Origin of the sequence: Reyranella sp. (assembly GCF_965228225.1) — a bacterium.
GTDB lineage: Bacteria > Pseudomonadota > Alphaproteobacteria > Reyranellales > Reyranellaceae > Reyranella.
In genome coordinates, this window is record NZ_OZ245801.1 from 5,085,252 (window position 1) to 5,105,722 (window position 20,471).

The 20,471-nt window shown below is 67.9% G+C and carries 22 protein-coding genes; 10 read left to right on the forward strand and 12 right to left on the reverse strand.

Going from position 1 to position 20,471, the window contains the following annotated elements:
• Position 1 precedes the first annotated feature (1 nt).
• The 6 genes from ACO07K_RS24680 to ACO07K_RS24705 are packed head-to-tail and all read right to left on the reverse strand — an operon-like array spanning position 2 to position 6,178.
• Positions 2 to 754, reverse strand: a complete 753-nt coding sequence (locus ACO07K_RS24680) for a polysaccharide deacetylase family protein (protein WP_422032592.1) — start codon at positions 752 to 754, stop codon at positions 2 to 4.
• Entirely contained in the window at positions 751 to 1,896 is a 1,146-nt protein-coding gene (locus tag ACO07K_RS24685) for a glycosyltransferase family protein (protein ID WP_422032594.1), read from the reverse strand. Before ACO07K_RS24685 ends, ACO07K_RS24680 begins: the two co-directional genes overlap by 4 nt.
• Entirely contained in the window at positions 1,893 to 2,480 is a 588-nt protein-coding gene (locus ACO07K_RS24690; protein WP_422032596.1) for a histidine phosphatase family protein, read from the reverse strand. The genes ACO07K_RS24685 and ACO07K_RS24690 overlap by 4 nt, the downstream gene beginning before the upstream one ends.
• A complete protein-coding gene (locus tag ACO07K_RS24695; protein ID WP_422032598.1) occupies positions 2,477 to 3,592 on the reverse strand; it encodes a glycosyltransferase family 4 protein in 1,116 nt (371 codons plus the stop codon). The genes ACO07K_RS24690 and ACO07K_RS24695 overlap by 4 nt, the downstream gene beginning before the upstream one ends.
• A 2-nt stretch (positions 3,593 to 3,594) precedes the next feature.
• On the reverse strand, positions 3,595 to 4,872 hold the full coding sequence (locus ACO07K_RS24700) for a glycosyltransferase (protein WP_422032600.1): 1,278 nt from the start codon (positions 4,870 to 4,872) through the stop codon (positions 3,595 to 3,597).
• Positions 4,873 to 4,885: 13 nt separating this feature from the next.
• Positions 4,886 to 6,178, reverse strand: a complete 1,293-nt coding sequence (locus ACO07K_RS24705) for a glycosyltransferase family protein (RefSeq protein WP_422032602.1) — start codon at positions 6,176 to 6,178, stop codon at positions 4,886 to 4,888.
• Positions 6,179 to 6,344: 166 nt separating this feature from the next.
• On the opposite strand from ACO07K_RS24705, the gene ACO07K_RS24710 reads away from it, so the two are divergent.
• From ACO07K_RS24710 to ACO07K_RS24720, 3 genes are read left to right on the forward strand one after another with little or no spacing between them, the layout of a single operon-like run.
• Positions 6,345 to 9,065 (forward strand): ABC transporter transmembrane domain-containing protein, encoded by a 2,721-nt coding sequence (locus ACO07K_RS24710; protein WP_422032604.1) that lies wholly within the window; start codon positions 6,345 to 6,347, stop codon positions 9,063 to 9,065.
• Between the two features lie 20 nt (positions 9,066 to 9,085).
• Positions 9,086 to 9,535, forward strand: a complete 450-nt coding sequence (locus ACO07K_RS24715; RefSeq protein WP_422032606.1) for a cyclic nucleotide-binding domain-containing protein — start codon at positions 9,086 to 9,088, stop codon at positions 9,533 to 9,535.
• 26 nt (positions 9,536 to 9,561) lie between these two features.
• A complete protein-coding gene (locus ACO07K_RS24720; protein ID WP_422032608.1) occupies positions 9,562 to 10,050 on the forward strand; it encodes a class I SAM-dependent methyltransferase in 489 nt (162 codons plus the stop codon).
• On the opposite strand, the gene ACO07K_RS24725 is transcribed toward ACO07K_RS24720, so the two are convergent.
• Positions 10,047 to 10,289 (reverse strand): GlsB/YeaQ/YmgE family stress response membrane protein, encoded by a 243-nt coding sequence (locus tag ACO07K_RS24725; protein WP_422009220.1) that lies wholly within the window; start codon positions 10,287 to 10,289, stop codon positions 10,047 to 10,049. The genes ACO07K_RS24720 and ACO07K_RS24725 overlap by 4 nt on opposite strands.
• Positions 10,290 to 10,301: 12 nt before the next feature.
• Complete coding sequence (locus ACO07K_RS24730) at positions 10,302 to 11,123, reverse strand: exodeoxyribonuclease III (protein WP_422032610.1); 822 nt, start codon at positions 11,121 to 11,123, stop codon at positions 10,302 to 10,304.
• A gap of 66 nt (positions 11,124 to 11,189) precedes the next feature.
• Here ACO07K_RS24730 and ACO07K_RS24735 point away from each other — a divergent pair, with 66 nt between their 5' ends.
• Entirely contained in the window at positions 11,190 to 12,134 is a 945-nt protein-coding gene (locus tag ACO07K_RS24735; RefSeq protein ID WP_422032612.1) for a neutral zinc metallopeptidase, read from the forward strand.
• A gap of 48 nt (positions 12,135 to 12,182) precedes the next feature.
• Here the strand turns inward: ACO07K_RS24735 and ACO07K_RS24740 are convergent, their stop codons facing one another.
• The gene (locus tag ACO07K_RS24740; RefSeq protein ID WP_422032614.1) at positions 12,183 to 12,902 is read right to left on the reverse strand and encodes an FkbM family methyltransferase; all 720 of its coding nucleotides are present in this window, start codon (positions 12,900 to 12,902) and stop codon (positions 12,183 to 12,185) included.
• A 122-nt stretch (positions 12,903 to 13,024) separates the two neighbouring features.
• Positions 13,025 to 13,726, reverse strand: coding sequence for a fumarylacetoacetate hydrolase family protein (locus ACO07K_RS24745; protein WP_422032616.1), 702 nt, complete (start codon positions 13,724 to 13,726; stop codon positions 13,025 to 13,027).
• Between the two features lie 52 nt (positions 13,727 to 13,778).
• On the opposite strand from ACO07K_RS24745, the gene ACO07K_RS24750 reads away from it, so the two are divergent.
• Entirely contained in the window at positions 13,779 to 14,390 is a 612-nt protein-coding gene (locus ACO07K_RS24750) for a L,D-transpeptidase family protein (protein ID WP_422032618.1), read from the forward strand.
• A gap of 112 nt (positions 14,391 to 14,502) precedes the next feature.
• On the opposite strand, the gene hrcA is transcribed toward ACO07K_RS24750, so the two are convergent.
• The gene (hrcA, locus tag ACO07K_RS24755; RefSeq protein ID WP_422009245.1) at positions 14,503 to 15,606 is read right to left on the reverse strand and encodes a heat-inducible transcriptional repressor HrcA; all 1,104 of its coding nucleotides are present in this window, start codon (positions 15,604 to 15,606) and stop codon (positions 14,503 to 14,505) included.
• A 145-nt stretch (positions 15,607 to 15,751) separates the two neighbouring features.
• Between hrcA and rph the strand changes: the two genes are divergently transcribed.
• From rph to ACO07K_RS24780, 5 genes are all read left to right on the forward strand, one after another.
• The gene (gene rph / locus ACO07K_RS24760; protein ID WP_422009247.1) at positions 15,752 to 16,471 is read left to right on the forward strand and encodes a ribonuclease PH; all 720 of its coding nucleotides are present in this window, start codon (positions 15,752 to 15,754) and stop codon (positions 16,469 to 16,471) included.
• Complete coding sequence (gene rdgB, locus ACO07K_RS24765) at positions 16,471 to 17,085, forward strand: RdgB/HAM1 family non-canonical purine NTP pyrophosphatase (RefSeq protein WP_422032620.1); 615 nt, start codon at positions 16,471 to 16,473, stop codon at positions 17,083 to 17,085. Before rph ends, rdgB begins: the two co-directional genes overlap by 1 nt.
• The gene (hemW, locus tag ACO07K_RS24770) at positions 17,082 to 18,236 is read left to right on the forward strand and encodes a radical SAM family heme chaperone HemW (protein ID WP_422032622.1); all 1,155 of its coding nucleotides are present in this window, start codon (positions 17,082 to 17,084) and stop codon (positions 18,234 to 18,236) included. Before rdgB ends, hemW begins: the two co-directional genes overlap by 4 nt.
• The gene (locus tag ACO07K_RS24775) at positions 18,233 to 19,105 is read left to right on the forward strand and encodes a transporter substrate-binding domain-containing protein (RefSeq protein WP_422032624.1); all 873 of its coding nucleotides are present in this window, start codon (positions 18,233 to 18,235) and stop codon (positions 19,103 to 19,105) included. Before hemW ends, ACO07K_RS24775 begins: the two co-directional genes overlap by 4 nt.
• Before the next feature lie 86 nt (positions 19,106 to 19,191).
• Complete coding sequence (locus ACO07K_RS24780) at positions 19,192 to 19,479, forward strand: GIY-YIG nuclease family protein (RefSeq protein ID WP_422032626.1); 288 nt, start codon at positions 19,192 to 19,194, stop codon at positions 19,477 to 19,479.
• A 267-nt stretch (positions 19,480 to 19,746) separates the two neighbouring features.
• On the opposite strand, the gene ACO07K_RS24785 is transcribed toward ACO07K_RS24780, so the two are convergent.
• Positions 19,747 to 20,406, reverse strand: coding sequence for a GntR family transcriptional regulator (locus tag ACO07K_RS24785; RefSeq protein ID WP_422032628.1), 660 nt, complete (start codon positions 20,404 to 20,406; stop codon positions 19,747 to 19,749).
• Positions 20,407 to 20,471: the final 65 nt, after the last annotated feature.

Here is a 20,471-nt window from a genome sequence, read left to right on the forward strand (position 1 = left end):
ATCATGGGCCGAACAGCGCGCGCGACGGCCGCACCCGGATGTTCTCCAGCGTTCTCATTCTTTCGCACAATGACCTTAGGAAATCCCACGCCCCGGCGTCCATCGCAAGATGATGACTGAGAATGCCGACCGGCTCGCCGCCGCCCGAGCGCGCCCGTTCGAGAGCGGTCACGAGCACCCCGAGCGCGGCGTCCTCGCCGGCGAACACGCGGCCGCCTTTCCAGTCGATCAGGTCGACATGCGTATTGACCTGCAGCAGACCGCGCACCGGATGGACGCGCGCCCGCGGACCGAAGGTCGAGAGCCCGCGATAGCCGATCTCGGGGAGCGTGGGCACCAGCACCGGCGCGATACGGTTCCAGGGCGGCACCATGACGGGGAGCGCACGCGATCCGAACAGACGCTCGAGCGCCATCCAGCCGGTCGCCAGCTCGCCAAGGGTCATCATGGCCGGACGCTGCGTCCCCAGCTCGATGTTCTTCTCCGGGGCAAGCGCGTGATTGGCATGGGCATAACCGTGCTGCAGCACGTCGACGAGCGGTTCATCGGCAAGACGCTCGGCCAGCGCCGATGTTGCCTGAGCCGGCACCACCGCGAGCGCGAGGGGCGTGCCCGTGTCGCGGGCGAGCTCGACCAGGCGATCGAGCGAAGGCGTCACGTCGCTGGCATCGTCGTCGCGCCACCAGAGTTCGGCCACGCGGCCCGCCTCACCCCAGCGCGCGTCCTCGTCGGCGAGCGCCTGCCAGCTGGTCATGGCGACACCATCTGCCTGAGCGCCGCGACCGTGGCCGATGCCCCGCGCCCATCGACCGGCGGAAAGCTGCGGATCGACGGTCCCGCCCAGGCGCGCGCGATGGCGGCCGCAAGGTTCTCCGGCGTCAGTTCACCGGGCGCGACGGCGGCCACCATGCCGCGCTCGACCAGAACGCGGGCCCGATCGGCCTGTTCGGTTTCGCGCGCCGTGCCGAACGGCACCAGCACCGCGCGATCGCCGTGGCAGAGCGTCTCGACCACGGTGTTGTATCCGGCCTGCGAGATCGACAGGGACGCGTTCCGCAGCAGGGCGGGGAAGTCGGCTCGCACCGGCTCGACGATCACATCCGGGCCCGCCGACGCCGCAAGCGCCGCGCGTTCCGCCTCGGGCATGTTCGGGCCGACGAGCAGACGCCATCTCCGATCGGCCAGCGCCGTCAGGGGACGCGCGGCGAGGGCGGCCTGCAGGAGCGGCGCCCCGACGGCCCCGCCGCCGGCCGAGACGATCACTTCGCCCTTCCCGACGGCGCTGTCGGGAACGCGGGCGTCCTGGTCGGACACATATCCCGTATAGAGCGCGCGCGCCTGGATGTCGGCCCAGGCGGGGAAACTGTCGTCGAGCCGCACCAGGGCCGGATCGGCATGCACCAGCACGGCGTCGAATGCCTCGAAGGTCTGCACCATTTCGTCCACGCGCGCCGGCGAGGCGGTGCGGCGCAGCACGTCGCGGATCGACGAGACGATCCACGGCGCCGACGGCCGGTCCTGCGCCGCCTCCAGAAGCGGCAGCAGTTCGAAGCGAAGCTGCGTTCGGCCAAAGGGAAACTGCTCGGTGAGCAGGATGTCGGGCTGCTCGGCCTCGAACAGATCGAGCAGTTGCCGCGTGCGGCTGGCGCGGAACGCCTCGTCGAGCGGCGTGCCGTCGAGCCGTGACAGTTCCTTCAGCCGGGCATCGGCGGCGCGCACCGGCGGCAGCTGATGAAGCCGCGCGCCGCCGAGCGCCAGCCCATCGACCGGGGCGCCGCCGGAGACCAGCAGCACGTCGAAGCCCCCCGCCGCCAGCGCGCGCGCCAGGGTCGCGGCGCGGCGCAGATGGCCGATACCCAGCAGATGTTGCACATAGAAGAAGACCCGTGCGGTCATCGGGTGAGCGGCACGTTCAGGCGTTCGATCGCCACGCGTCCTCCCTCCTGCGCGACGAAGAAGTGCGCGCATTTCCAGTCGAGCTTGTGCGGCGGCCGGCCCAGCATGTTCCAGCCGGTGGCCAGCGCCAGCAGCGCCCGGATCGCGGCCTTGTGCGACACCGCAACGACGGGCTCGGTCAACGTCGAACTCCAGAGCGACAGGCGCACCATCGTCATGCGCGGCGATTCCCCGCCCGGCGGATGGAAGTCGAGGCCGGCCGCTTCCGCCGCCGCGAAGGCCTCGCCGCCGGTCGCGCGCAGCGCCTTCACGGTGAAGCCCTCCCAGAGGCCGAAGCTCATCTCGCGCAGCCGCGAGTCGATGGTGACGGAGGTCGAAGGCCGAACGAGTTCGGCGGTGCGGCGAGCCCGCTGCAGCGGACTGCTGACCCGTTTCCAGCCGTCGGCCGGCGCGGGCAGGCGCCAGCTCCGGGCCGCCCTCTCGCCCTCGGGACTGAGAGCGGTGTCGGTGAGGCCCTGCAGCCGGCCGTCGGCATTCCACGCCGTCGGGGCATGACGCAGCAGCGCGAAGGGCACCGCCCTCATCTCTTCGCGCCCGGCAGGGTCGCCAGTGCCGTTCCGAGTGCGTGCGCGGCGGCGCGCTCGTCGTGATGGGCGGCCACCCTCCGGGCGGCGGCGGCCCCGAGACGCGTGCGCTCCGACGGCTCATCGAGCAGCCGCGCCACGGCTGCGGCGAACGCCGTCGCATCGCCGATGGGCGTCAGCAGACCGGTGATGCCATCGGCCACGACCGCGGGAACACCGCCGGTGCGGCCGGCGACCACGGGCAAGCCGGCTGCCTGCGCTTCGAGAAAGGCCATGCCATAGGCTTCGTTGATCGCAGGCCAAAGGTAAAGGTCCGCCGAGGCGTAGAGCGCTGGCAATTCCGCATGCGAAAGGGCGCCGGCGAACCGCACACGCGCGCCGAAAGGTGCCATCAACCCCTCGATCTCGGCCCGCGCGGGACCGTCGCCCACCAGCAGGGCGTGCCATTTCCGGTCCATCAGCAGCCCGAAGGCGCGGGCGAGGACCCGATAGGAGTCGAGCTTGTCGCGCGTGCGCATCATGCCGACGCTGAGCAGCAGGGGCGGTTGGGCGGGGTCGCGGCGGGGCGGTACCTGGAAGGGCGCGATGTCGATGAAAGGGGGAAGCCAGGCCTGGCGGGCCCCCGGCCGCAGACGCGCCTTCACCCCCGCGACGTCCCGCGGATTGACGGTCAGCACGAGGTCGGCGGCCGCCAGCGCCCGCTCGACCGCGCGATGGCCGGCGCGGGTCGGACCCTGGGCACGCCGCGGGGCGTGCGAGGCTTCGGCGATCACGTAGGGGATGCCCAGCGCCCGCGTCACCATCGGGCCCAGCCAATCCGGCTTGCGGTAGTAGCAGTGATAGGTGAACCAGAGATCGAACCGCTCCGGATGATGGGCCGGCAGGGCCCGCCAGCGTGCGATCAGGCGCCCGGCCTGGGCGCGGGCGCGCCGCTCCAGAGACAGATGCGCCTCGAACGGCGGAACGCCGGGCGCGACACGGCTCGACGGCGGCATCATCACCCGGTGGCCGAGCCGTTCGAGAAGACGGACCAGACCCCGCGCCATTTCCCGATCGCCGGACGGCACCGGACTGTCGGGTGCCTTCAGCGGCGTGTGCAGCAGCACGCGCACGGCTATTCGGCGGCGCGGGCGGCCAGGGTGTCCTCGCCCGCTCCCCCGTGCAGGGCCGCGGCGATCCATTCGACGCCGGCTTCGTAGGAGAAGCGCGTGCGCACGACCTCGCCCGCACGCTGCGCCAGCCTCTGCCGCAGCCCGGGATCGGCGATCATGCGCGCGAGCGCAACGCTCAACTCCCGCGGCGCGGCGGGCGGCACCAGCAGGCCGGTCTCGCCGTCCTCCACGAATTCGCCGATCGCCGCCGCCTGGGTCGACACGAGCGGCAGGCCCTGATGGGCGGCTTCCATCAACACATTGGGCAGGCCGTCCTGGTCGCCGTCCGCGGCCCTCTTGCTCGCCAGGACGAACAGGTCGGCGCGGGCGAGCGCCTCGAACACGGCCTTCTGCGGCTGGGCGCCGCGCCACAGGCAGCGATCGGCCAGGCCGAGCGAGGCCGCCTGCGCCTTCAACACGTCCGAGAGATCGCCGGCGCCGACATGCTCGAACCGCCAGTGCAGGCCGGCCGGCAACATTGCCAGGGCGTTCAGGAGATCGTCGTAGCCCTTCTTCTCGACCTTGCGGCCGACCGAGAGAATCACGACGGGATCGGCCGGATCCGAGCCGTCGCGCGGCGCCCGCGCCGGCGGGGGCGGCGGCAGATGGGCGAAGTCCAGCCCGTGATAAACCAGCCGCAGTTTGGCGGGCGTCGGGGCCAGCTCTTCCAGGCGCTGCAGCCCGACCCTGGTGCAGGTCACCAGCCAGGCGCAGTCTTCGAGCTTCTCGCGCACATCCCAAGGCTCGCTGGTCCAGATGTCCTTGGCATGGGCCGAGACGCTCCAGGGCAGGCCGCGCATCGTCGCCGCGTAGCGCGTCACCGAAGCCGGCGTGTGCAGGAAATGCGCGTAGAGCCGCTCGATCGTGTCGGGCAGCTCGGCCGCCAGCACGAGCGCCTGGCCCCAGCGCCGCACGCGATTGGCGGTGCGGTCGCGCCGCAGGTCGGCGAGGAATTTGGCGCGCGCCGCGGCGTATCCGGGCAGTCGGCGCGCCCTGAGCCAGGCAGAAAATACCCGCGCCCGCTCGTCCTTGAGATATTCGGGCAGATAGACGACGCGGGCGGCAACCCGGTCATGGACGGGATGGCGGGCCTTGTCGGTGGGACGGCGCATCGACCACAGCTCGAGCGCCACGCCGCGCGCCTCGAGGCCCGCGATCTCCTGGGCGATGAAGGTCTCGGAGAGGCGCGGCCAGCCCTTCAGGATGACCGCCACCTTGGGTCCGCTCTTGTCGATCGACATCAGCGCGCGGAAATCAGCTGCGGTGCCGTCCCGGCAAGGGGACCGGGTCCGCCGAGGCGAGTTCGCCACCCAGCTGCATGCCCGCTGCTTCCGCCGCCTCGAGCGAGGCCGGGCCGCGGTGGGGATGGGAGAGCTGCTTGGAGACGAGCCGCCAGACGCTGCCCAGCCCGTCGAGCAGGCCCGGCACCACGACGTCGCTCGGCAGGCCCTGCTGCGGCAGGTGGCGCAACGCCGTGGCCATCGTCTGCGGGTCGCAGCCGCGATTGGGGTCCAGCATCTCGATCAGGCCGATGTTGCGGGCCGCGCGGGCGCGGATGAACTGCTCGAGGCGCGGATGGGTGCGCGGCACGATGATCGCGCGCTTGTCGAACGACAGGATCTCGCAGAACGTATTGTAGCCGCCCATGGCGACGACGCCGGCCGCGCGCTGCATCAGGGCGCCGAGATTGTTGGTGAAGGTGAGCGTCTGGATGTTCGGGAACTTCGCGGCGCGTTCCTTGAAGGCCTCGCGCGCCGTCGCCGGCATGAACGGCCCGAACACGATGACCGCGCCGTAGGGAATGTTGGGGTCGGCCTCGTAGGCGGCGAGCACCCAGTCGACCAGCTCGACACCGTCGCCGCCACCGCCCGGCGTCACCAGGATGAAGGGACCCTCGATCTCCTCCATCTCGTGCGGCACGTCGCTGTGCAGCGGCAACTCGCGCCGCAGATAGCCGGTGTAGACCATCTTGTGACGCACCGACGGCGGCACGTCGATGCCGGTCAGCGGCTTGTTGACCTGCGGCAGGCCGTAGACCCAGATCTCGTCATACAGGTCGCGCAGCGCCGGCACGACGTTCTTGCGCTCCCACTCCTTGGCCAGCTGGGCCGGATCGTCCATCACGTCGCGCAGGCCGAGGACCAGCGGCGTGCCGCGATCCTTGAGCAGTCGCAGGGCGGGACCGACCTCGCCGCGCAGGCCAAGCGGCTCCTTGTCGACGATGAAGAGGTCGGGGCGGAAGATGTCGGCGGTGTCGCGGATGATGCGGGTGCGCATCTCGAGCGTGTGCTCGACGTTCATGCGCAGGTTGGCCGAATCGTATTCGCCGGTCTCGATCTTCACGACCCCGGGAATGCGCACGAAGTCGACGCCCGAGCGGAATTCATAGGAACCGACGACCGGCGACCCGGACAGGATGAGCACCGACACGGACTGGTCGGCCTCGACGATGGCATTGGCAATCGTACGACAGCGGCTCACGTGGCCAAGACCGAACGAGTCGTGACTGTAGAGCAGTACGCGTTTGGACCGGTTGCTGGCGGGCATTGGCTCTCCCTCGCCGAAGCGGCTGCCCCGACCGGTGAACGACGGGCCGAGTATGCCACAAGCCGGGCCCGCCGCGAACCCGGGTGCGTCAACCCGGCAAATATCTAATGTAATCAACGCACTGATCGCCTATAGGGGGAGGCTCGATCGCGTCGGCGCAGGATTCATGGAACGCAGTCTCTTCTCCTACATCTGGCGGCACAGTCGGCCCGAACAGATCGTGATCCTGCTGCTGGTGGTCCTGGCCCAGGTTTTCTACTTCATGTCGTTGACGGTGCCGAAATCGGTCATCAACAACGGCATCCAGGGCAACGCGTTCAAGGACAGCAAGACCATTCCCTTCCTGGTCTGGGAGCTGGATCTCTCCGCCATCTTCCCGGGACGGGTCATCCGCTTCTTCGACGGATTCCAGGTCGACCAGCTCCAGTACCTCGTGGTGATGAGCTTCGTGTTCCTGGGCGCCGTCGTCATCAACGGCCTGTTCAAGAAGACGATCAACACCCAGAAGGGCCGCATGGGCGAGCGCATGCTGCGCCGCCTGCGCTACGAGCTGTACGACCGCATCCTGCGCTTCCCGCCGGCCCACTTCCGCAAGGTCAAGCAGGCCGAGCTCGCCACCATGGTGAAGGATGAGGTCGAGCCGCTGGGCGGCTTCATCGGCGATGCCTTCGTGCAGCCGATGTTCCTGGGCGGCCAGGCGCTGACGGCCATCATCTTCATCATGATGCAGAACTGGCTGCTCGGGATCATCGTGGTCGTGCTGCTCGCCGTGCAGATGTCGATCATCCCGCGCCTCAGGAAGCCCGTGCTGGTGCTGGGTCGTCAGCGGCAGATCTCGGCCCGGCAGCTCGCCGGCCGCATCGCCGAGACCGCCGACGGCGTTCACGAGATCCACATCCATGGCGCCGCCAACTACGAGCGCGCCGACATTTCCGAGCGGCTGGGCCTGATCTTCAAGATCCGCTTCGACCTCTACCAGAAGAAGTTCGTCGCCAAGTTCTGGAACAACATCCTGTCGCAGGCGACGCCCTTCGCCATCTACCTGGTGGGCGGCTACTTCGCGATCACCGGCCAGATGGACGTCGGTGCCGTGGTCGGCGTGCTGCTCGCCTACAAGGACCTGCCGTCGCCGATCAAGGAGCTGATCGACTGGGACCAGCAGCGCCAGGACGTGCAGATCAAGTACGAGCAGGTGATCGACCAGTTCCAGCCCGAGGGCATGATGGCGCCGGAACTCCAGGCGATCCCGGACGGACCGCCGCCGCTGCTCGGCAAGGATCTGGCGCTGGTCGGGGTGGTCGTGACCGAGGACGGCCGCGTCAAGCAGCTCGACAATCTCTCGCTCACTTTGTCGACCAGCGGTCGCGTCGCCGTGATCGGCGGCTCGGGCTCGGGCAAGGACGTGCTGGGCCAGGTGCTGGCCCGGCAGATCCTGCCGACCAGCGGCACGATCCGCGTCGACGGCAAGGATTTCTTCCAGCTGCCGGAGTACGTCATCGGCGCCCGGCTGGCCTATGTGGGCCAGGACACTTACCTTTTCCCCCTGACGGTCCGCGACAATCTCCTGTTCGGCCTGAAGCTGCGGCCGGTGGCGCCGGCCAGCTATGACGACGCCACGAAGACGATCCGCGAGGCGTTCTGGAAGGAATCCGAGCGCGCCGGCAATCCGGCCTTCGATCCCAACGCCGACTGGGTCGACTACGAGCTGGCCGGCGCCACCGGCCCGGCCGACCTGCTGCCCTGCATGGTGCGGACCCTGAAGCAGGTGGAGCTCGACGAGGACATCTATTCGCTGGGCCTGCGCGGCACCGTCGATGCAGCGCTGAGGCCCGACCTGGCCGAGAAAATCTTGAAGGCCCGGCATACACTGCACGAGCATCTCCAGGACGGCACCTATGCCGGCCTGGTCGAGCCGTTCAACGACGACCACTACAACAAGAACCTGTCGGTCGCCGAAAACCTGCTGTTCGGCACCGCGCTGGGCAAGCAGTTCGATGGCGACAATCTCGCGGCCGATCCCTACGTGATGTCGGTGCTGCGAAAGACCGGGCTCGACGTCGACCTGCAGCGCATGGGTCTCAGCATCGCCGAGACCATGGTCGAGCTGTTCTCCGGCCTGTCGCCCGACAATCCGTTGTTCGAACAGTACAGCTTCATCTCGGCCGACGAGCTGCCGAACGTCCGGCTGCTGCTGCAGCGTCTCGGCGGCAAGGGCATCGAGGCGGTGCCCGAGGCCGACCGCATCCGTCTGATGACGCTGCCGTTCCGCTACATCGAAGCGCGCCATCGCCTCGGCCTGATCGACGCGGCCATGGAGGAGCGGATCCTCGGCGCCCGCCGCGCCTTTGCCGAGGGCCTGCCGGCCAACCTGCGCGACGCCGTCGAGTTCTACGATTTCGAGCGTTACAACAGCGCCGCCACCCTGCAGGACAACATCCTGTTCGGTCGCCTGGTCTACGGCCAGGCGCAGGCCGGCGAGCGCATCGGCAATCTGATCGCCCAGGTGTTCGACGAGCTCGGGCTGCGCGATTCGGTGATCGAGGTCGGCCTGGAGTACAATGTCGGTGTCGGCGGCAAGAGGTTGCCGGCGAGCCAGCGCCAGAAGCTCGGAATCGCCCGCGCCCTGATCAAGAGGCCGCAGCTCGTGGTCGTCAACGAAGCGGTGGCCATGTTCGATGGCCGCACCCAGGACCGCATTCGCGACAACATTCTGGCCGATGCTTCCGAGCGGGGCTCCGGTGTGTTCTGGATCGCCAACCGGCCCAACCAGGCCGAGCCGTTCGAGCAGATCGTCGTTATGCAGGGTGGCCGCGTGGTCGCCCAGGGATCGCCGTCTGAGCTGGCGGCAAGAGGCGGGCTCTATACCGAGCTGATGGCGTCGGCGTAGGGCGCATCGAGGAGGACGCGATGAACCTCAACGAAGAGGTAGAGCTGCTGAAGGGTGTGCCGATCTTCTCGAAGGTCGAGCAGGCGAGGCTGAAGCTGCTGGCTTTCACCAGCGAGCGGGTGAATTTCGGCGTCGGCCAGGAGGTCTGTCACCAGGGCGATCCCGGCGACACGATGTACGTGATCCTGGGCGGCACCGCCGACGTGCTGATCGACACGCCGAGCGGCCAGATCTCGGTGGCCGAGATGAAGCGCAACAGCTTCTTCGGCGAGATCGCCATCCTGTGCGACGTGCCGCGCACCGCGACCATCAAGGCCAAGGAGCCGCTCGCCACGCTCAAGATCACCAAGGACATGTTCTATCGCCTGGTCGCGGAGTTCCCGGAGATGGCGATCGAGATCATGCGCGAGCTGGCGCACCGGCTCGAGGACACCAACCAGAAACTGCGCGCCGCCACCAGGGCCGGCTGATCGCCCGTGAGAGTCATCGCATCGTCATGAGTCGTCTCGACAGCTTCATCGCCCGCATGCAGGCGCAGCGCGACTGCCTGAATTTCCTGAAGCCCACCATCGACGCCGTGCCGGGTCCGATCCTCGAAGTCGGCCTGGGCAACGGCCGCACCTACGACCATCTGCGCGAGCTCTTTCCCGGCCGCGACATCTTCGTGTTCGAACGCAAGGTCGCCGCCCATCCCGACTGCGTCCCGCCCGACGACCGGCTGTTCCTCGGCGATGCCGACCGGACGATCGACCAGGCCGCGCAAACGCTCGGCGCGACGGCCGCGTTGATCCACACCGATCTCGGCACCGGCGATCACGAAGCCAATGTCGCGATGGGCCGATGGCTCGGCCCCGCGCTCGACCGACTCGCGGTATCAGGAGGCTATGTGCTGGCCAACCAGCCTCTCGATGTCGCGCGCTGGCAGCGGCTGCCCGAGCCTCCGGGCGTGCCGAAGGACCGGTATTTTCTCTATCGCGTGAGCTAGCGGCCGATCAGGCGAAGCAGGACCAGCAAAACGACGGCGCCGAGCACCGATCCGAAGAAGCCGGCCGGTTCGCCGACCTGATAGAGGCCGAGCGCCTGGCCGCCGTAGGTCGCGATCACGGCGCCGACGATACCGATCACGATGGTGACGATGATGCCGCGCGGATTGGGGCCGGGCGTCACGAAGCGCGCGATCAGACCGACCACCAGGCCGATCAACAGAATTCCCAGAATCGTCATGCCATCTCTCCCCTAAACCTCGAACGTCGCCGACACGGGCACATGGTCCGAAGCCTTTTCCCAGTCGCGCAAATCGACGTCGATGTGGTGGCTGCGGATCGCCCCGGCAAGAGCGGGGCTGGCCAGGATGTGATCGAGCCGGCGGCCGCGGTTGGAAGCGCGCCAGTCGGTGTTGCGGTAGCTCCACCATGAATAGAGCTTCTGATCCTCCGGCACGAACCGGCGCGGCACGTCGATCCAGTCGAGCGAGGCCTGGAGCTTGCCGAACAACTCCACTTCGACCGGCGTGTGCGACACGATCTTCAGGAGCTGCTTGTGGCTCCACACGTCGTGCTCCAGCGGCGCCACGTTGAGATCGCCCACGGTGATGCGGCGCAGGCCCTTGCGGGCGCGCGAGCCCGGCCTGCGCTCGGCATACCAGGCGGCCATCTCGCGGTAGAAATCGAGCTTGTGCGCGAACTTCACGTTGAGGTCGGGATCGGGAATGTCGCCGCCCGCGGGGATGTAGAGATTGTCGAGCAGGATCGGATCGCCGCCGACATCGAGCGCGACCTCGATATGCCGGCAATCCTCCTTGCCGCAGCGATGATGGATGGTGCCGGCGGCGAACGGCACCTTCGAGAGGACCGCCACGCCATTATAGGCCTTCATGCCCTGCACGAAGCGATGGCTGTAGCCCATGCGCTCGAACGCCTCGTGCGGGAAGAACTCGTCCGGGCACTTGGTCTCCTGCAGGCACAGCACATCGGGCTGGCGCAACTTCAGGTACCGTTCGACGTTTCCGATCCGCAGCCGGACCGAGTTTATGTTCCAGGTCGCAATGGTGAGACTCATCGCCGGGCATTATAGACGATCCGGAGACGATCTCGCCGGGGACATCTCGGCCAAGGAGACCTAGCCATGCAAATGGATGGCGATCAGAGCAACAACATCGAAGATCGCCGCAGCGACGGCGGGATCGGCGGCGGGGGATTCGGCGGTGGCGGCTTTCCCATTCCGATGGGCGGAGGCGGCGGCGGCCTGTTCAAGGGCGGGTTCGGTCTGGTGGCCTTCGTCGTCATCGCCCTGATCATGGGCGCCGATCCGGGCGCCATCCTGAGCGACATTGCGGGCGGCGGAGGCGGCACCTCGAGCTACACGCCGGCCCCTCCCTCCCCGTCCGCCAGCCGCACGCCGGGCGCGCCCGCGCCGTCCGGTGACGCCGAGACCCAGTTCGTGTCGCGCGTGCTGAAGAGCACCGAGGATGTCTGGCACGAGATCTTCCAGGGGATGGGCCGCCAGTATCGCGACCCCAAGCTGGTCCTGTTCCGCGACGCCACGCGCACCGAGTGCGGCGTGGGCGAGGCGGCGATGGGTCCGTTCTATTGTCCGGCCGACCAGCGGGTCTATCTCGACCTCGGCTTCTTCGACGAGCTGGCGCGGCGCTTCAAGGCACCCGGCCAGTTCCCGCAGGCCTATGTGATCGCCCACGAGATCGGCCATCACGTCCAGAACCAGCTCGGCATCTCGGCCAAGGTGCAGCAGATGCGCCAGAGCATGAGCAAGCGCGACGGCAACGCGCTGTCGGTGCGCACCGAGCTCCAGGCCGATTGCTTCGCCGGCGTGTGGGCCAACCGCGCCGACAAGCAGCGCGGCGGCCGGATGATCGGCGACAAGGACGTGGATCAGGCGCTGGCCGCTGCGAGCGCGATCGGCGACGACGCGCTGCAGAAGCAGAGCCAGGGTCGCGTCGTGCCCGACAGCTTCACCCACGGCACCAGTGCGCAGCGCGCGCGCTGGTTCCGCAAGGGGCTCGACACCGGCGATCCGCGTCAGTGCGATACGTTCCGGGCACAGCAACTCTAGCAACCGTCCACGGCCGGGATTGCCGCCGGGGTGTGGCCGGAGCGGACCCTATTGCGCCTGCCCCGGCGCGGCAGGTCGCGTCCTCACGAAGCAGCAGTCCATCTCGATCAGCGACAGGTCGGCGGCGCGGTTGACCGGAAACATGCCGCTCACCGAGAAGCCCCGGCGCCGGAACTCGGCCAGCGCCTGCAGGAAGTCCGGCATGCCCTCGTAGATCGGCGTGAGCGAGAGTTCGGATACGATCCCCGAGACCTGCCCGACCCCGTCCCGCAATCCGGCGAAGACCTCGAGATCGAACCCTTGGGTATCCATCTTGAGGAACACACGCGCCTCCGGCGCGACATGCTCCTGCATGAACGCCTCCAGGGTCTGCACCGGAACCTCTTCCGACGCCGCGATCTTCATCTTCTCGAAGGCCGACTGGCCAAAGCCGTTCGGTTTCAGGAAGGAGGAGAAATCGCTGGCCTCGAAGATGTTGATCGTGGCGGTACCGGGCGCGCGACCCATCGCCGTCTTGTAGACCGACCATTTCGAATCCGAGGCGGCGCGGGCCTCGAGCGTCGCATAGCATCTCGAGACCGGCTCGAACGAACAGATGCGGCCGCCGTATCCGGTCGCGCGCAGCCTCGCAGCGAACTGCCCGTCGTTGGCACCGACATCGAGAACCAGGTCGATACGGTTTAGCTCCAGCAGCTGCGCAAGGTGGTGCTGGAACGTCGTTGTATTGCCGACTCCGACGATGTCGATGCCGAGGGTCCTCCTCAGCATGCCTCGTGCGGACTGCGTCCACCGCGCTCTCTGCGACATGACCTCTCCCCTGCCGTGTCAGGCCGCAAACCGATCGCCGCCGCTTCTGAGGCGGCCGCGTGCGTGTCGTGCTCGGATGTCCGTCAGACCAGCACGCAGGTGACCGTGCCGCAGCCGTCGACGAAGCCCGACAGCGTGTCGCCCTTCACAACCGCGGCGACGCCATCGGGCGTACCGGTGTAGATCAGGTCGCCGGCGGCCAGCTCGACGAGGCCCGACAGGTACGAAATCGTCTCGGGCACGCTCCAGATCAGCGCGTTGAGGTCGGACTTCTGGCGGGTCTTGCCGTTCACGTCGAGCTGGATGGTGCCTTTCGACGGATGGCCGATCTTCGCGGCCGGATAGATCTCGCCGATCGGCGCGGACTGGTCGAAGCCCTTGCCCATGTCCCACGGGCGGCCCATGTCCTTGGCCTGGTTCTGGAGATCGCGCCGCGTCATGTCGAGGCCGACGCCATAGCCGTAGACGTGGTCCAGCGCCTTTTCGACCGGGATGTCGCTGCCGCCCGACTTCATCGCCACGACCAGCTCCATCTCGTGGTGCAGGTTCTTGGTGGCGGGCGGATAGGCGACCTGGGTGGGGTTCTTCGGGTCGGCGCAGATCACGATCGCATCGGCCGGCTTGGTGAAGAAGAACGGCGGCTCGCGGTCGGGATCGTGTCCCATCTCGCGGGCATGGGCGGCGTAGTTGCGGCCGACGCAGAAGATGCGGCGGACCGGGAACAGGTCGCCGGTTCCATTGACCGGCACGCCGACGGTGGCCGGCGGCGTCACGACATAAGCCATCGCTTTCTCCCTCAAGAACGTGCCTTTATGAAGGGCACCGGAGTACTGGGCAATGACCGACGAGAATGTGCTGATCGTACAGGCCGATACGGCCGAAACCTCCCTGGGCTGGGCCACCCTGGGCGAGCGGCGCTGGCGTTGCACCGTGGGTGCAGGCGGCATCCGCGAAGACAAGGTCGAGGGCGATTCGGCGACGCCGGTCGGCGAATTCCCGCTGCGTCGCATCTACTACCGCAACGACCTGGTGGTCCTGCCAAAAGTCGCCCTGCCGGCGCGGCCGATCAGCGAGCATGACGGCTGGTGCGACGACCCGCGCTCACCCAGCTACAACCGGCTGGTCCATATCCCCAACGAGTGGGGCGCCGAGAAGATGTGGCGCGAGGATGGGCTGTACGATCTCGTCGTCGTGGTCGGCTATAACGACGATCCGCCGGAAGGCGAATGGGGCAGCGCCATCTTCCTCCACATCGCGCGCGACGACTATGCCGGGACACAGGGTTGCGTGGCCTTTGCCCGCAACGATCTCCTGGAGCTGCTGCCGCTCTTGACCCGCGAGACGCGCCTGCGCGTGCTGTCGCATTCGGCCGCCGAGGAAGCCCCGCCGCCCTCGGAAGAAGACGCGCGCGCCAAGCAGTTCGAGGATTTCGACGAAAAGGACTGGTGAGCGTTCGTCCTACTCACAACTACTGTGCGGGCTCTCGCGGCACAGCGTTTTCGCCGAAGTCGGCGAAAACGCGAGAAGGCGCTGCCGCCCGCCGGGCGCGTCGCGACGCGCCCTAACCGACCATCCGCCCGATGGCGCGGGCGGTGTAGTCGACGAGGGGAATGATGCGCGCGTAGTTGAGCCGCGTCGGGCCGATCACGCCGATGGCGCCCAGGATGCGTTCCTGCGAATCGCGGAACGGCGCCACCACCATCGAGCAGCCGGTGTTGGCGAACAGCGGATTGTCGGCGCCGATGAAGATCTGAACGCCCGACGCGGTGTTGGCGAGTTCGAGCAGGCGCACGAAACTCTCGCCGCGCTCCAGCGCATCGAAGAGGATGCGCACGCGTTCCAGATCCTCGATCGCCGTGATGTCCTCGAGCAGGCGCGCCTGGCCGCGCACGATCAGCGACCCGCCGCCCGGCTCGCCGGACCAGGTCGCGAGACCCGATTCGATCACGCGTGCGGTGAGGTCGTTCAGCTCGGCGCGCTTCAGCTTGATGTCCTCGAGGATCAGCCGCCGTGCCTCGTCGAAGGTGCGTCCGCTCAGCCGCGCATTGAGATAGTTGCTGGCTTCGGTCAGCGCCGACGGCGGCATGCCGATGGGCGTGTCGATGACGCGGTTCTCGACATGGCCCGATTGCGTCACCGTGACGACCAGCGCGCGCCCGGGCCCGAGATTGACGAACTCGATGTGCTTCAGCGGCTGCTCGGTCTTGGGCGCCATCACGAGGCCGGCGCAGCGCGACAGGCCCGACAGCATCGCCGTCGCCTGCTCCAGCGCCTCGGTCACGGTGCGGCCCGACGTGGCGCAGCGCGCCTCGATCGACTCGCGCTCCTCCTCGGAGACGTTGCCGACCTCGAGCAGGCCGTTCACGAACAGTTTTAGCCCGGCGTCGGTTGGCAGGCGGCCGGCGGAAGTGTGGGGCGCGTAGAGGAGACCGGCATCCTGCAGGTCGGCCATGATGTTGCGGATGGTGGCCGGCGACAGCGTCTCGGTGAGCTTGCGCGTCAGCGCGCGCGAACCGACCGGCTCGCCGGTCTCGACATAGCCTTCCACCACGTGGCGCAGCACCTCGCGCGCGCGATCGTTGAGTTCCGCCACGGAGGCGGCACGCTGTCCTGTGGGGGGCTCGGCAAGGGCGCCCCCGGAGATGCCGATGCGGTGGATCGCCATGGAAAAAATGTAGGTAGTGTGGGCAGGGTGGTCAATGAACGCCGGCCCGAACACCGCCCGAGCGCCGGCCTCGAAACAAGGGATCGTGGCTGGATTCGCCAACGTTCGGGCGCTACACCGGCCGCCCGCCCCGCAGGAGAAATAAATGCGCCCATCAGGCCGCGCCCCCGACCAGCTTCGCCAGGTTTCCCTGGAACCCGGCTTTTCCCGTCACGCGGAGGGATCGTGCCTGGTGAAGTTCGGCGACACGCACGTTCTCTGCACCGCCTCGGTCGACGAGAAGGTGCCGCCCTGGATGCGCAACAGCGGCCGCGGCTGGGTCACGGCCGAATACGGCATGCTGCCGCGCTCGACCCATACCCGCACGGACCGTGAGGCCGCGCGTGGCAAGCAGTCGGGCCGCACCCAGGAGATCCAGCGCCTGATCGGCCGCTCGCTGCGCGCCGTCGTGAACCTGCAGGCCATGGGCGAGCGCCAGATCAATATCGATTGCGACGTGCTGCAGGCCGACGGCGGCACGCGCACGGCCAGCATCACCGGCGCGTGGGTGGCCCTTCACTTCGCCTATGAGCGGCTGATCAAGGACGGCAAGCTGGCGGTCAATCCGCTCACGGGTACGGTCGCGGCCGTATCGTGCGGCCTGTGGGAGGGCGCCGCGGTGCTCGACCTCGACTACCCCGAGGATTCCAAGGCCGATGCCGATGCCAACTTCGTGCTGACCGGCGCCGGCGGCATCGTGGAAGTGCAGGGCACGGCCGAGAAGGACCCGTTCACCGAGGCGCAGTTCCTCGAACTTCTGGCTCTGGCCAAGAAGGGCATCGGCGAACTGGTGGGCCTGCAGAAGCTCGCCATCGGGAAGAGCTGATGGCGCGGCGCTTCGCCCTGCCCAAGCTCGTTGTGGCGACCCACAATCGCGGCAAGGCGGGCGAGATCCGCACCATGCTGGCCCCGTTCGGCGTCGAGATCGTCTCGGCCGCCGATCTCGGCCTGCCGGCGCCCGACGAGACGGGAACGACCTTTGAGGACAATGCCACCCTGAAGGCGCTGGCCGCCGTGCGGGGGAGCGGATTGCCGTCGCTCGCCGACGATTCCGGCCTCAGCGTGCACGCGCTCGATCACCAGCCCGGCGTCTACACTGCCGACTGGGAAGGCCCGACGCGCGACGCCATGGTCGGCATGCGCCGCATCCAGGACGAGTTGGCCGCGCGCAAGGTGCCCGAGACCGATGCGGCGCGCCTGGCGACCTTCCATTGCGTGCTGGCTCTGGCCTGGCCCGACGAGCATGTCGAGCTGTTCCATGGCACGCTCGACGGCGCCATCGTCTGGCCGCCGCGCGGGACGGGCGGTCATGGCTACGATCCCTGCTTCCAGCCGGTTGGCGAGATGCGCACGACGGCGGAAATGTCGGATACCGAGAAGAACGCCATCAGCCATCGCGGCCGCGCCTTCCGGATGATGGTCGAGGCCTGCTTCGGATGAGCCGGGCGCCCCTGGGCGTCTATGTCCATTGGCCCTTCTGCAAGTCGAAGTGCCCCTACTGCGATTTCAACAGCCACGTGCGCCAGGGCGTCGAGCAGGCGCGCTGGCGGGCGGGGCTCCTGCGCGAGCTGGAGCATGCCGCCCGCGAGGCCCCGGATCGTCGGGTCGAGACGATGTTCTTCGGCGGCGGCACGCCCTCGCTGATGGAGCCCGAGACCGTCGCCGCCGTGATCGCGCGCACGCGCGAACTCTGGGACAGCGCGCCCGAGATCGAGATCACCCTGGAAGCCAATCCGACCTCGGTCGAAGCCAGCCGCTTCGCCGCCCTGGCCGAGGCCGGCGTCAATCGCGTGTCGCTCGGCGTGCAGGCGCTCGATCCTGCGTCGCTGAAATTCCTCGGGCGCGAGCATTCCACGGACGAGGCGCTGGACGCGCTCGCCACGGCGCGGCGTCATTTCGCGCGCCATTCCTTCGACCTGATCTATGCGCGGCCCGGCCAGACGCCGGAGGGATGGGCCGAGGAGCTGGAACGGGCGCTCGCGCTGGCCGGCGAGCACCTGTCGCTCTACCAGCTCACCATCGAGCGCGGGACACGCTTCTTCACCGACCACGCACGCGGCACCTTCGTCTTGCCGGATGAAGAAGCGTCCGCCGCCATGTTCGAGCACACGCAGGCGCGACTCGAACAGGCCGGTCTTCCCGCCTACGAGATTTCCAACCACGCGCGGCCGGGGGCTGCCTGCCGCCATAATTTGATCTATTGGCGGTATCAGGATTACGTCGGTATCGGGCCCGGCGCCCATGGCCGGTTTGCCGTCGGGGCCACCAAGAAGGCGACCCGGCGGTCGAGCGGGCCTGAAGCCTGGCTGGAGGCCGTCGAGCGCGTGGGCCATGGCACGGCGGAGACGTCGACGGTCGAGGGACGGGATCTGGTGGAGGAGGCTTTGATGATGGGACTGAGGCTGGCCGACGGCATCGACCGCGCCACCTTCGCATCCGTCACCGGCACCGATCCGGTCGAAGCCCTGGAGCCCGCGCGGCTCGAACCGCTGGTGCGGGCGGGCTTCCTCGACGTCGACGCCACCCATCTGCGCGCGACATCGGAAGGCCGGCAGCGGCTCAACGCGCTTCTGGAGCGCCTGGTCGCATGAGGCTTCTGCTCAGCCTCCTGGCACTGGTCGCGATGACAGCCCTCGCGTCGGCGCAGCAGCCGCAACCACAGGCCCAGCCGCAGCAAAAACCGCCGGCGAAACCCGCACCGGCCGCCAAGCCCGCGGCGCCGGCCGCCAAGCCGGGGCCGAAGTCGCCGTTCACGCCGGCGGCGTTCAAGATCACCATCGCCACCGAGGGCGCCTTCCCGCCCTTCAACTATCTCGACCGCAAGGGCCTGCCGGCCGGGTTCGAGATGGAGCTGGCGCAGGAAGCCTGCCAGCGCATCAAGGCGGAGTGCGAGTTCATCGCGCTGAAGTGGGACGAGCTGATCCCCGGCCTGCTGGAGAAGAAGTTCGACATCATCATGTCGTCGATGGAAGTGACGCGCGAGCGACGCCAGCGGATGGGCCTGTCGCGCCGCTACTATCTCTCGCCCGGCGCCTTCATCGCCCCCAAGGGCGCCCCCTATGACGGGCCGCCGTCGCTGCTGCGCAACAAGCGCATCGGCATCCAGAAGGATTCGACGCATGCCGACTGGGCCGACAAGAGCTTCCGCCGCTCCGCCCAGCTCAAGCGCTACGCCTCGGTCCAGGAAGCGCTGACCGCGCTGGCCAACGACGAAGTCGACGCGGTGTTCGGCGACAAGGCGCAGCTCTGGCTGTGGAGCCAGAAGCCGGAAGGCAAGTGCTGCGAACTGGTCGGCCAGGACATCAAGGACACGCAGACCCTGGGCGTCGGCGTCGCCGCCGGCCTGCGCAAGGAAGACGCCAAGCTGCGCGAAGCCTTGAACAAGGCTCTCGGCGAGATGGTGGCCGACGGCACTTACAAGAAGCTCAACGAGAAGTACTTCCCGTTCGCGCTGAATTGAGATAGCCCGTCGTCTCGACCGAAGCACCGAAGGTGCGTAGCGGAGAGACCTTGCCGAACCGAAAGGCCTTCGCAGAATAGACCCGCATGGCGCGCCAACCCGTCGTCTACATTCTCGCCAGTCCGAACCATCGCGCACTCTACATCGGAATCACGACCGACATGGGCCGTCGGCTGGACGAACACCGCCAGGGACTATCGGCGCATACGTCTCGATACAACATCACCAAACTCGTCTATCTCGAATCGCATGAGACAGCGCCACAAGCGATCGATCGCGAGAAACAGATCAAGAAGTGGCGTCGCGACAAGAAGATCGCGCTGATCGAGAGCGCCAATCCCGAATGGCTGGATCTGTCGAACGAGATACTCTAGCGCGCGACATCCGTCGTCTCTCCGCTACGTTCGGCTCCGGTCAAGATGACGGTTCAACTTTATGCGTCGTCTCGACCGGAGCACCGAAGGTGCGGAGTGGAGAGACCTTCGTTCGACCAATAGCCGGCAAATCGTGGAGAGAAGATCTCTCCGCTACGCCGCGCTATGCGCGGCTCCGGTCGAGATGACGGTTCTACTTTATCCGTCGTCTCGACTAGAGCACCGAAGGTGCGGAGTGGAGAGATGACGGATTTTTTTGGCGTCGTCTCAAGCCGCGTTGATCGCGGCGAAGGCTTCGAAGGCGTCTTCGACCAGGCTGACGTGGTGGATCATGGCGGCGTGGGCGCCGGCGGCGTCGCCGGAGACGATCGCGCGGACGACGGCGTCGTGTTCCTGATTGGAGCGTAGCAGCCGGCCGTCCACGCGGAACTGGGCGCGGCGGTAGGGGCCGACGCGGCGGCGCAGGTTCATCGCGTATTCGGCGAGCGGCGCATTGTGCGATCCCGCATAGATCGCCGAATGGAAGGCGACGTTGGCGTCGGAATAGGCTTCGGTGTCGCCCGCCGCCGCCAGCGCCATCATCGATTCGTGACGGGCCTGCAGCCGCCGCCGCTCGATCGGCGTCATGCTCATGGCCGCGAGCCGGGCGCAGGTCGCCTCCATCTCGGCCATGGCCACGAACAGGCTCTCGATCTCCTCGGGCGTCGCCTTGGACACGATCGCGCCCTTGCGGGGGCGCATGTCGATCAGGCCGCTCATCGCCAGCTGGCGCAGCGCCTCGCGGACCGGGGTGCGCGACACGCCATGCTGCTCGGCGAGGCCCACCTCATCGAGGCGTTCGCCGGGCGGCAACCTGCCGTTGAGGATGCCGTCGGCGATTGCCGCGGCGAGTTTGTCGGCCAGGGTCGGGTTGGTGTCGGTACTCATGCCCACTTGCATACAAGATGGATGCCAAAGCGTTAATTGCACGCATCCGTGCACAAAAAGAATGC

What these genes read in the sequence shown, in the direction of transcription:
- ACO07K_RS24700 (WP_422032600.1), bottom strand. Translation starts at nt 4,872, where the DNA reads ATGTCGATCGACAAGAGCGGACCCAAGGTGGCGGTCATCCTGAAGGGC.
- ACO07K_RS24680 (WP_422032592.1), bottom strand. Translation starts at nt 754, where the DNA reads ATGACCAGCTGGCAGGCGCTCGCCGACGAGGACGCGCGCTGGGGTGAG.
- ACO07K_RS24745 (WP_422032616.1), bottom strand. Translation starts at nt 13,726, where the DNA reads ATGGCTTATGTCGTGACGCCGCCGGCCACCGTCGGCGTGCCGGTCAAT.
- ACO07K_RS24735 (WP_422032612.1), top strand. Translation starts at nt 11,190, where the DNA reads ATGCAAATGGATGGCGATCAGAGCAACAACATCGAAGATCGCCGCAGC.
- rph (WP_422009247.1), top strand. Translation starts at nt 15,752, where the DNA reads ATGCGCCCATCAGGCCGCGCCCCCGACCAGCTTCGCCAGGTTTCCCTG.
- ACO07K_RS24685 (WP_422032594.1), bottom strand. Translation starts at nt 1,896, where the DNA reads ATGACCGCACGGGTCTTCTTCTATGTGCAACATCTGCTGGGTATCGGC.
- ACO07K_RS24730 (WP_422032610.1), bottom strand. Translation starts at nt 11,123, where the DNA reads ATGAGTCTCACCATTGCGACCTGGAACATAAACTCGGTCCGGCTGCGG.
- ACO07K_RS24710 (WP_422032604.1), top strand. Translation starts at nt 6,345, where the DNA reads ATGGAACGCAGTCTCTTCTCCTACATCTGGCGGCACAGTCGGCCCGAA.
- ACO07K_RS24780 (WP_422032626.1), top strand. Translation starts at nt 19,192, where the DNA reads ATGGCGCGCCAACCCGTCGTCTACATTCTCGCCAGTCCGAACCATCGC.
- ACO07K_RS24775 (WP_422032624.1), top strand. Translation starts at nt 18,233, where the DNA reads ATGAGGCTTCTGCTCAGCCTCCTGGCACTGGTCGCGATGACAGCCCTC.
- ACO07K_RS24725 (WP_422009220.1), bottom strand. Translation starts at nt 10,289, where the DNA reads ATGACGATTCTGGGAATTCTGTTGATCGGCCTGGTGGTCGGTCTGATC.
- ACO07K_RS24715 (WP_422032606.1), top strand. Translation starts at nt 9,086, where the DNA reads ATGAACCTCAACGAAGAGGTAGAGCTGCTGAAGGGTGTGCCGATCTTC.
- ACO07K_RS24740 (WP_422032614.1), bottom strand. Translation starts at nt 12,902, where the DNA reads ATGCTGAGGAGGACCCTCGGCATCGACATCGTCGGAGTCGGCAATACA.
- ACO07K_RS24690 (WP_422032596.1), bottom strand. Translation starts at nt 2,480, where the DNA reads ATGAGGGCGGTGCCCTTCGCGCTGCTGCGTCATGCCCCGACGGCGTGG.
- ACO07K_RS24720 (WP_422032608.1), top strand. Translation starts at nt 9,562, where the DNA reads ATGAGTCGTCTCGACAGCTTCATCGCCCGCATGCAGGCGCAGCGCGAC.
- ACO07K_RS24750 (WP_422032618.1), top strand. Translation starts at nt 13,779, where the DNA reads ATGACCGACGAGAATGTGCTGATCGTACAGGCCGATACGGCCGAAACC.
- hemW (WP_422032622.1), top strand. Translation starts at nt 17,082, where the DNA reads ATGAGCCGGGCGCCCCTGGGCGTCTATGTCCATTGGCCCTTCTGCAAG.
- ACO07K_RS24705 (WP_422032602.1), bottom strand. Translation starts at nt 6,178, where the DNA reads ATGCCCGCCAGCAACCGGTCCAAACGCGTACTGCTCTACAGTCACGAC.
- ACO07K_RS24785 (WP_422032628.1), bottom strand. Translation starts at nt 20,406, where the DNA reads ATGAGTACCGACACCAACCCGACCCTGGCCGACAAACTCGCCGCGGCA.
- hrcA (WP_422009245.1), bottom strand. Translation starts at nt 15,606, where the DNA reads ATGGCGATCCACCGCATCGGCATCTCCGGGGGCGCCCTTGCCGAGCCC.
- rdgB (WP_422032620.1), top strand. Translation starts at nt 16,471, where the DNA reads ATGGCGCGGCGCTTCGCCCTGCCCAAGCTCGTTGTGGCGACCCACAAT.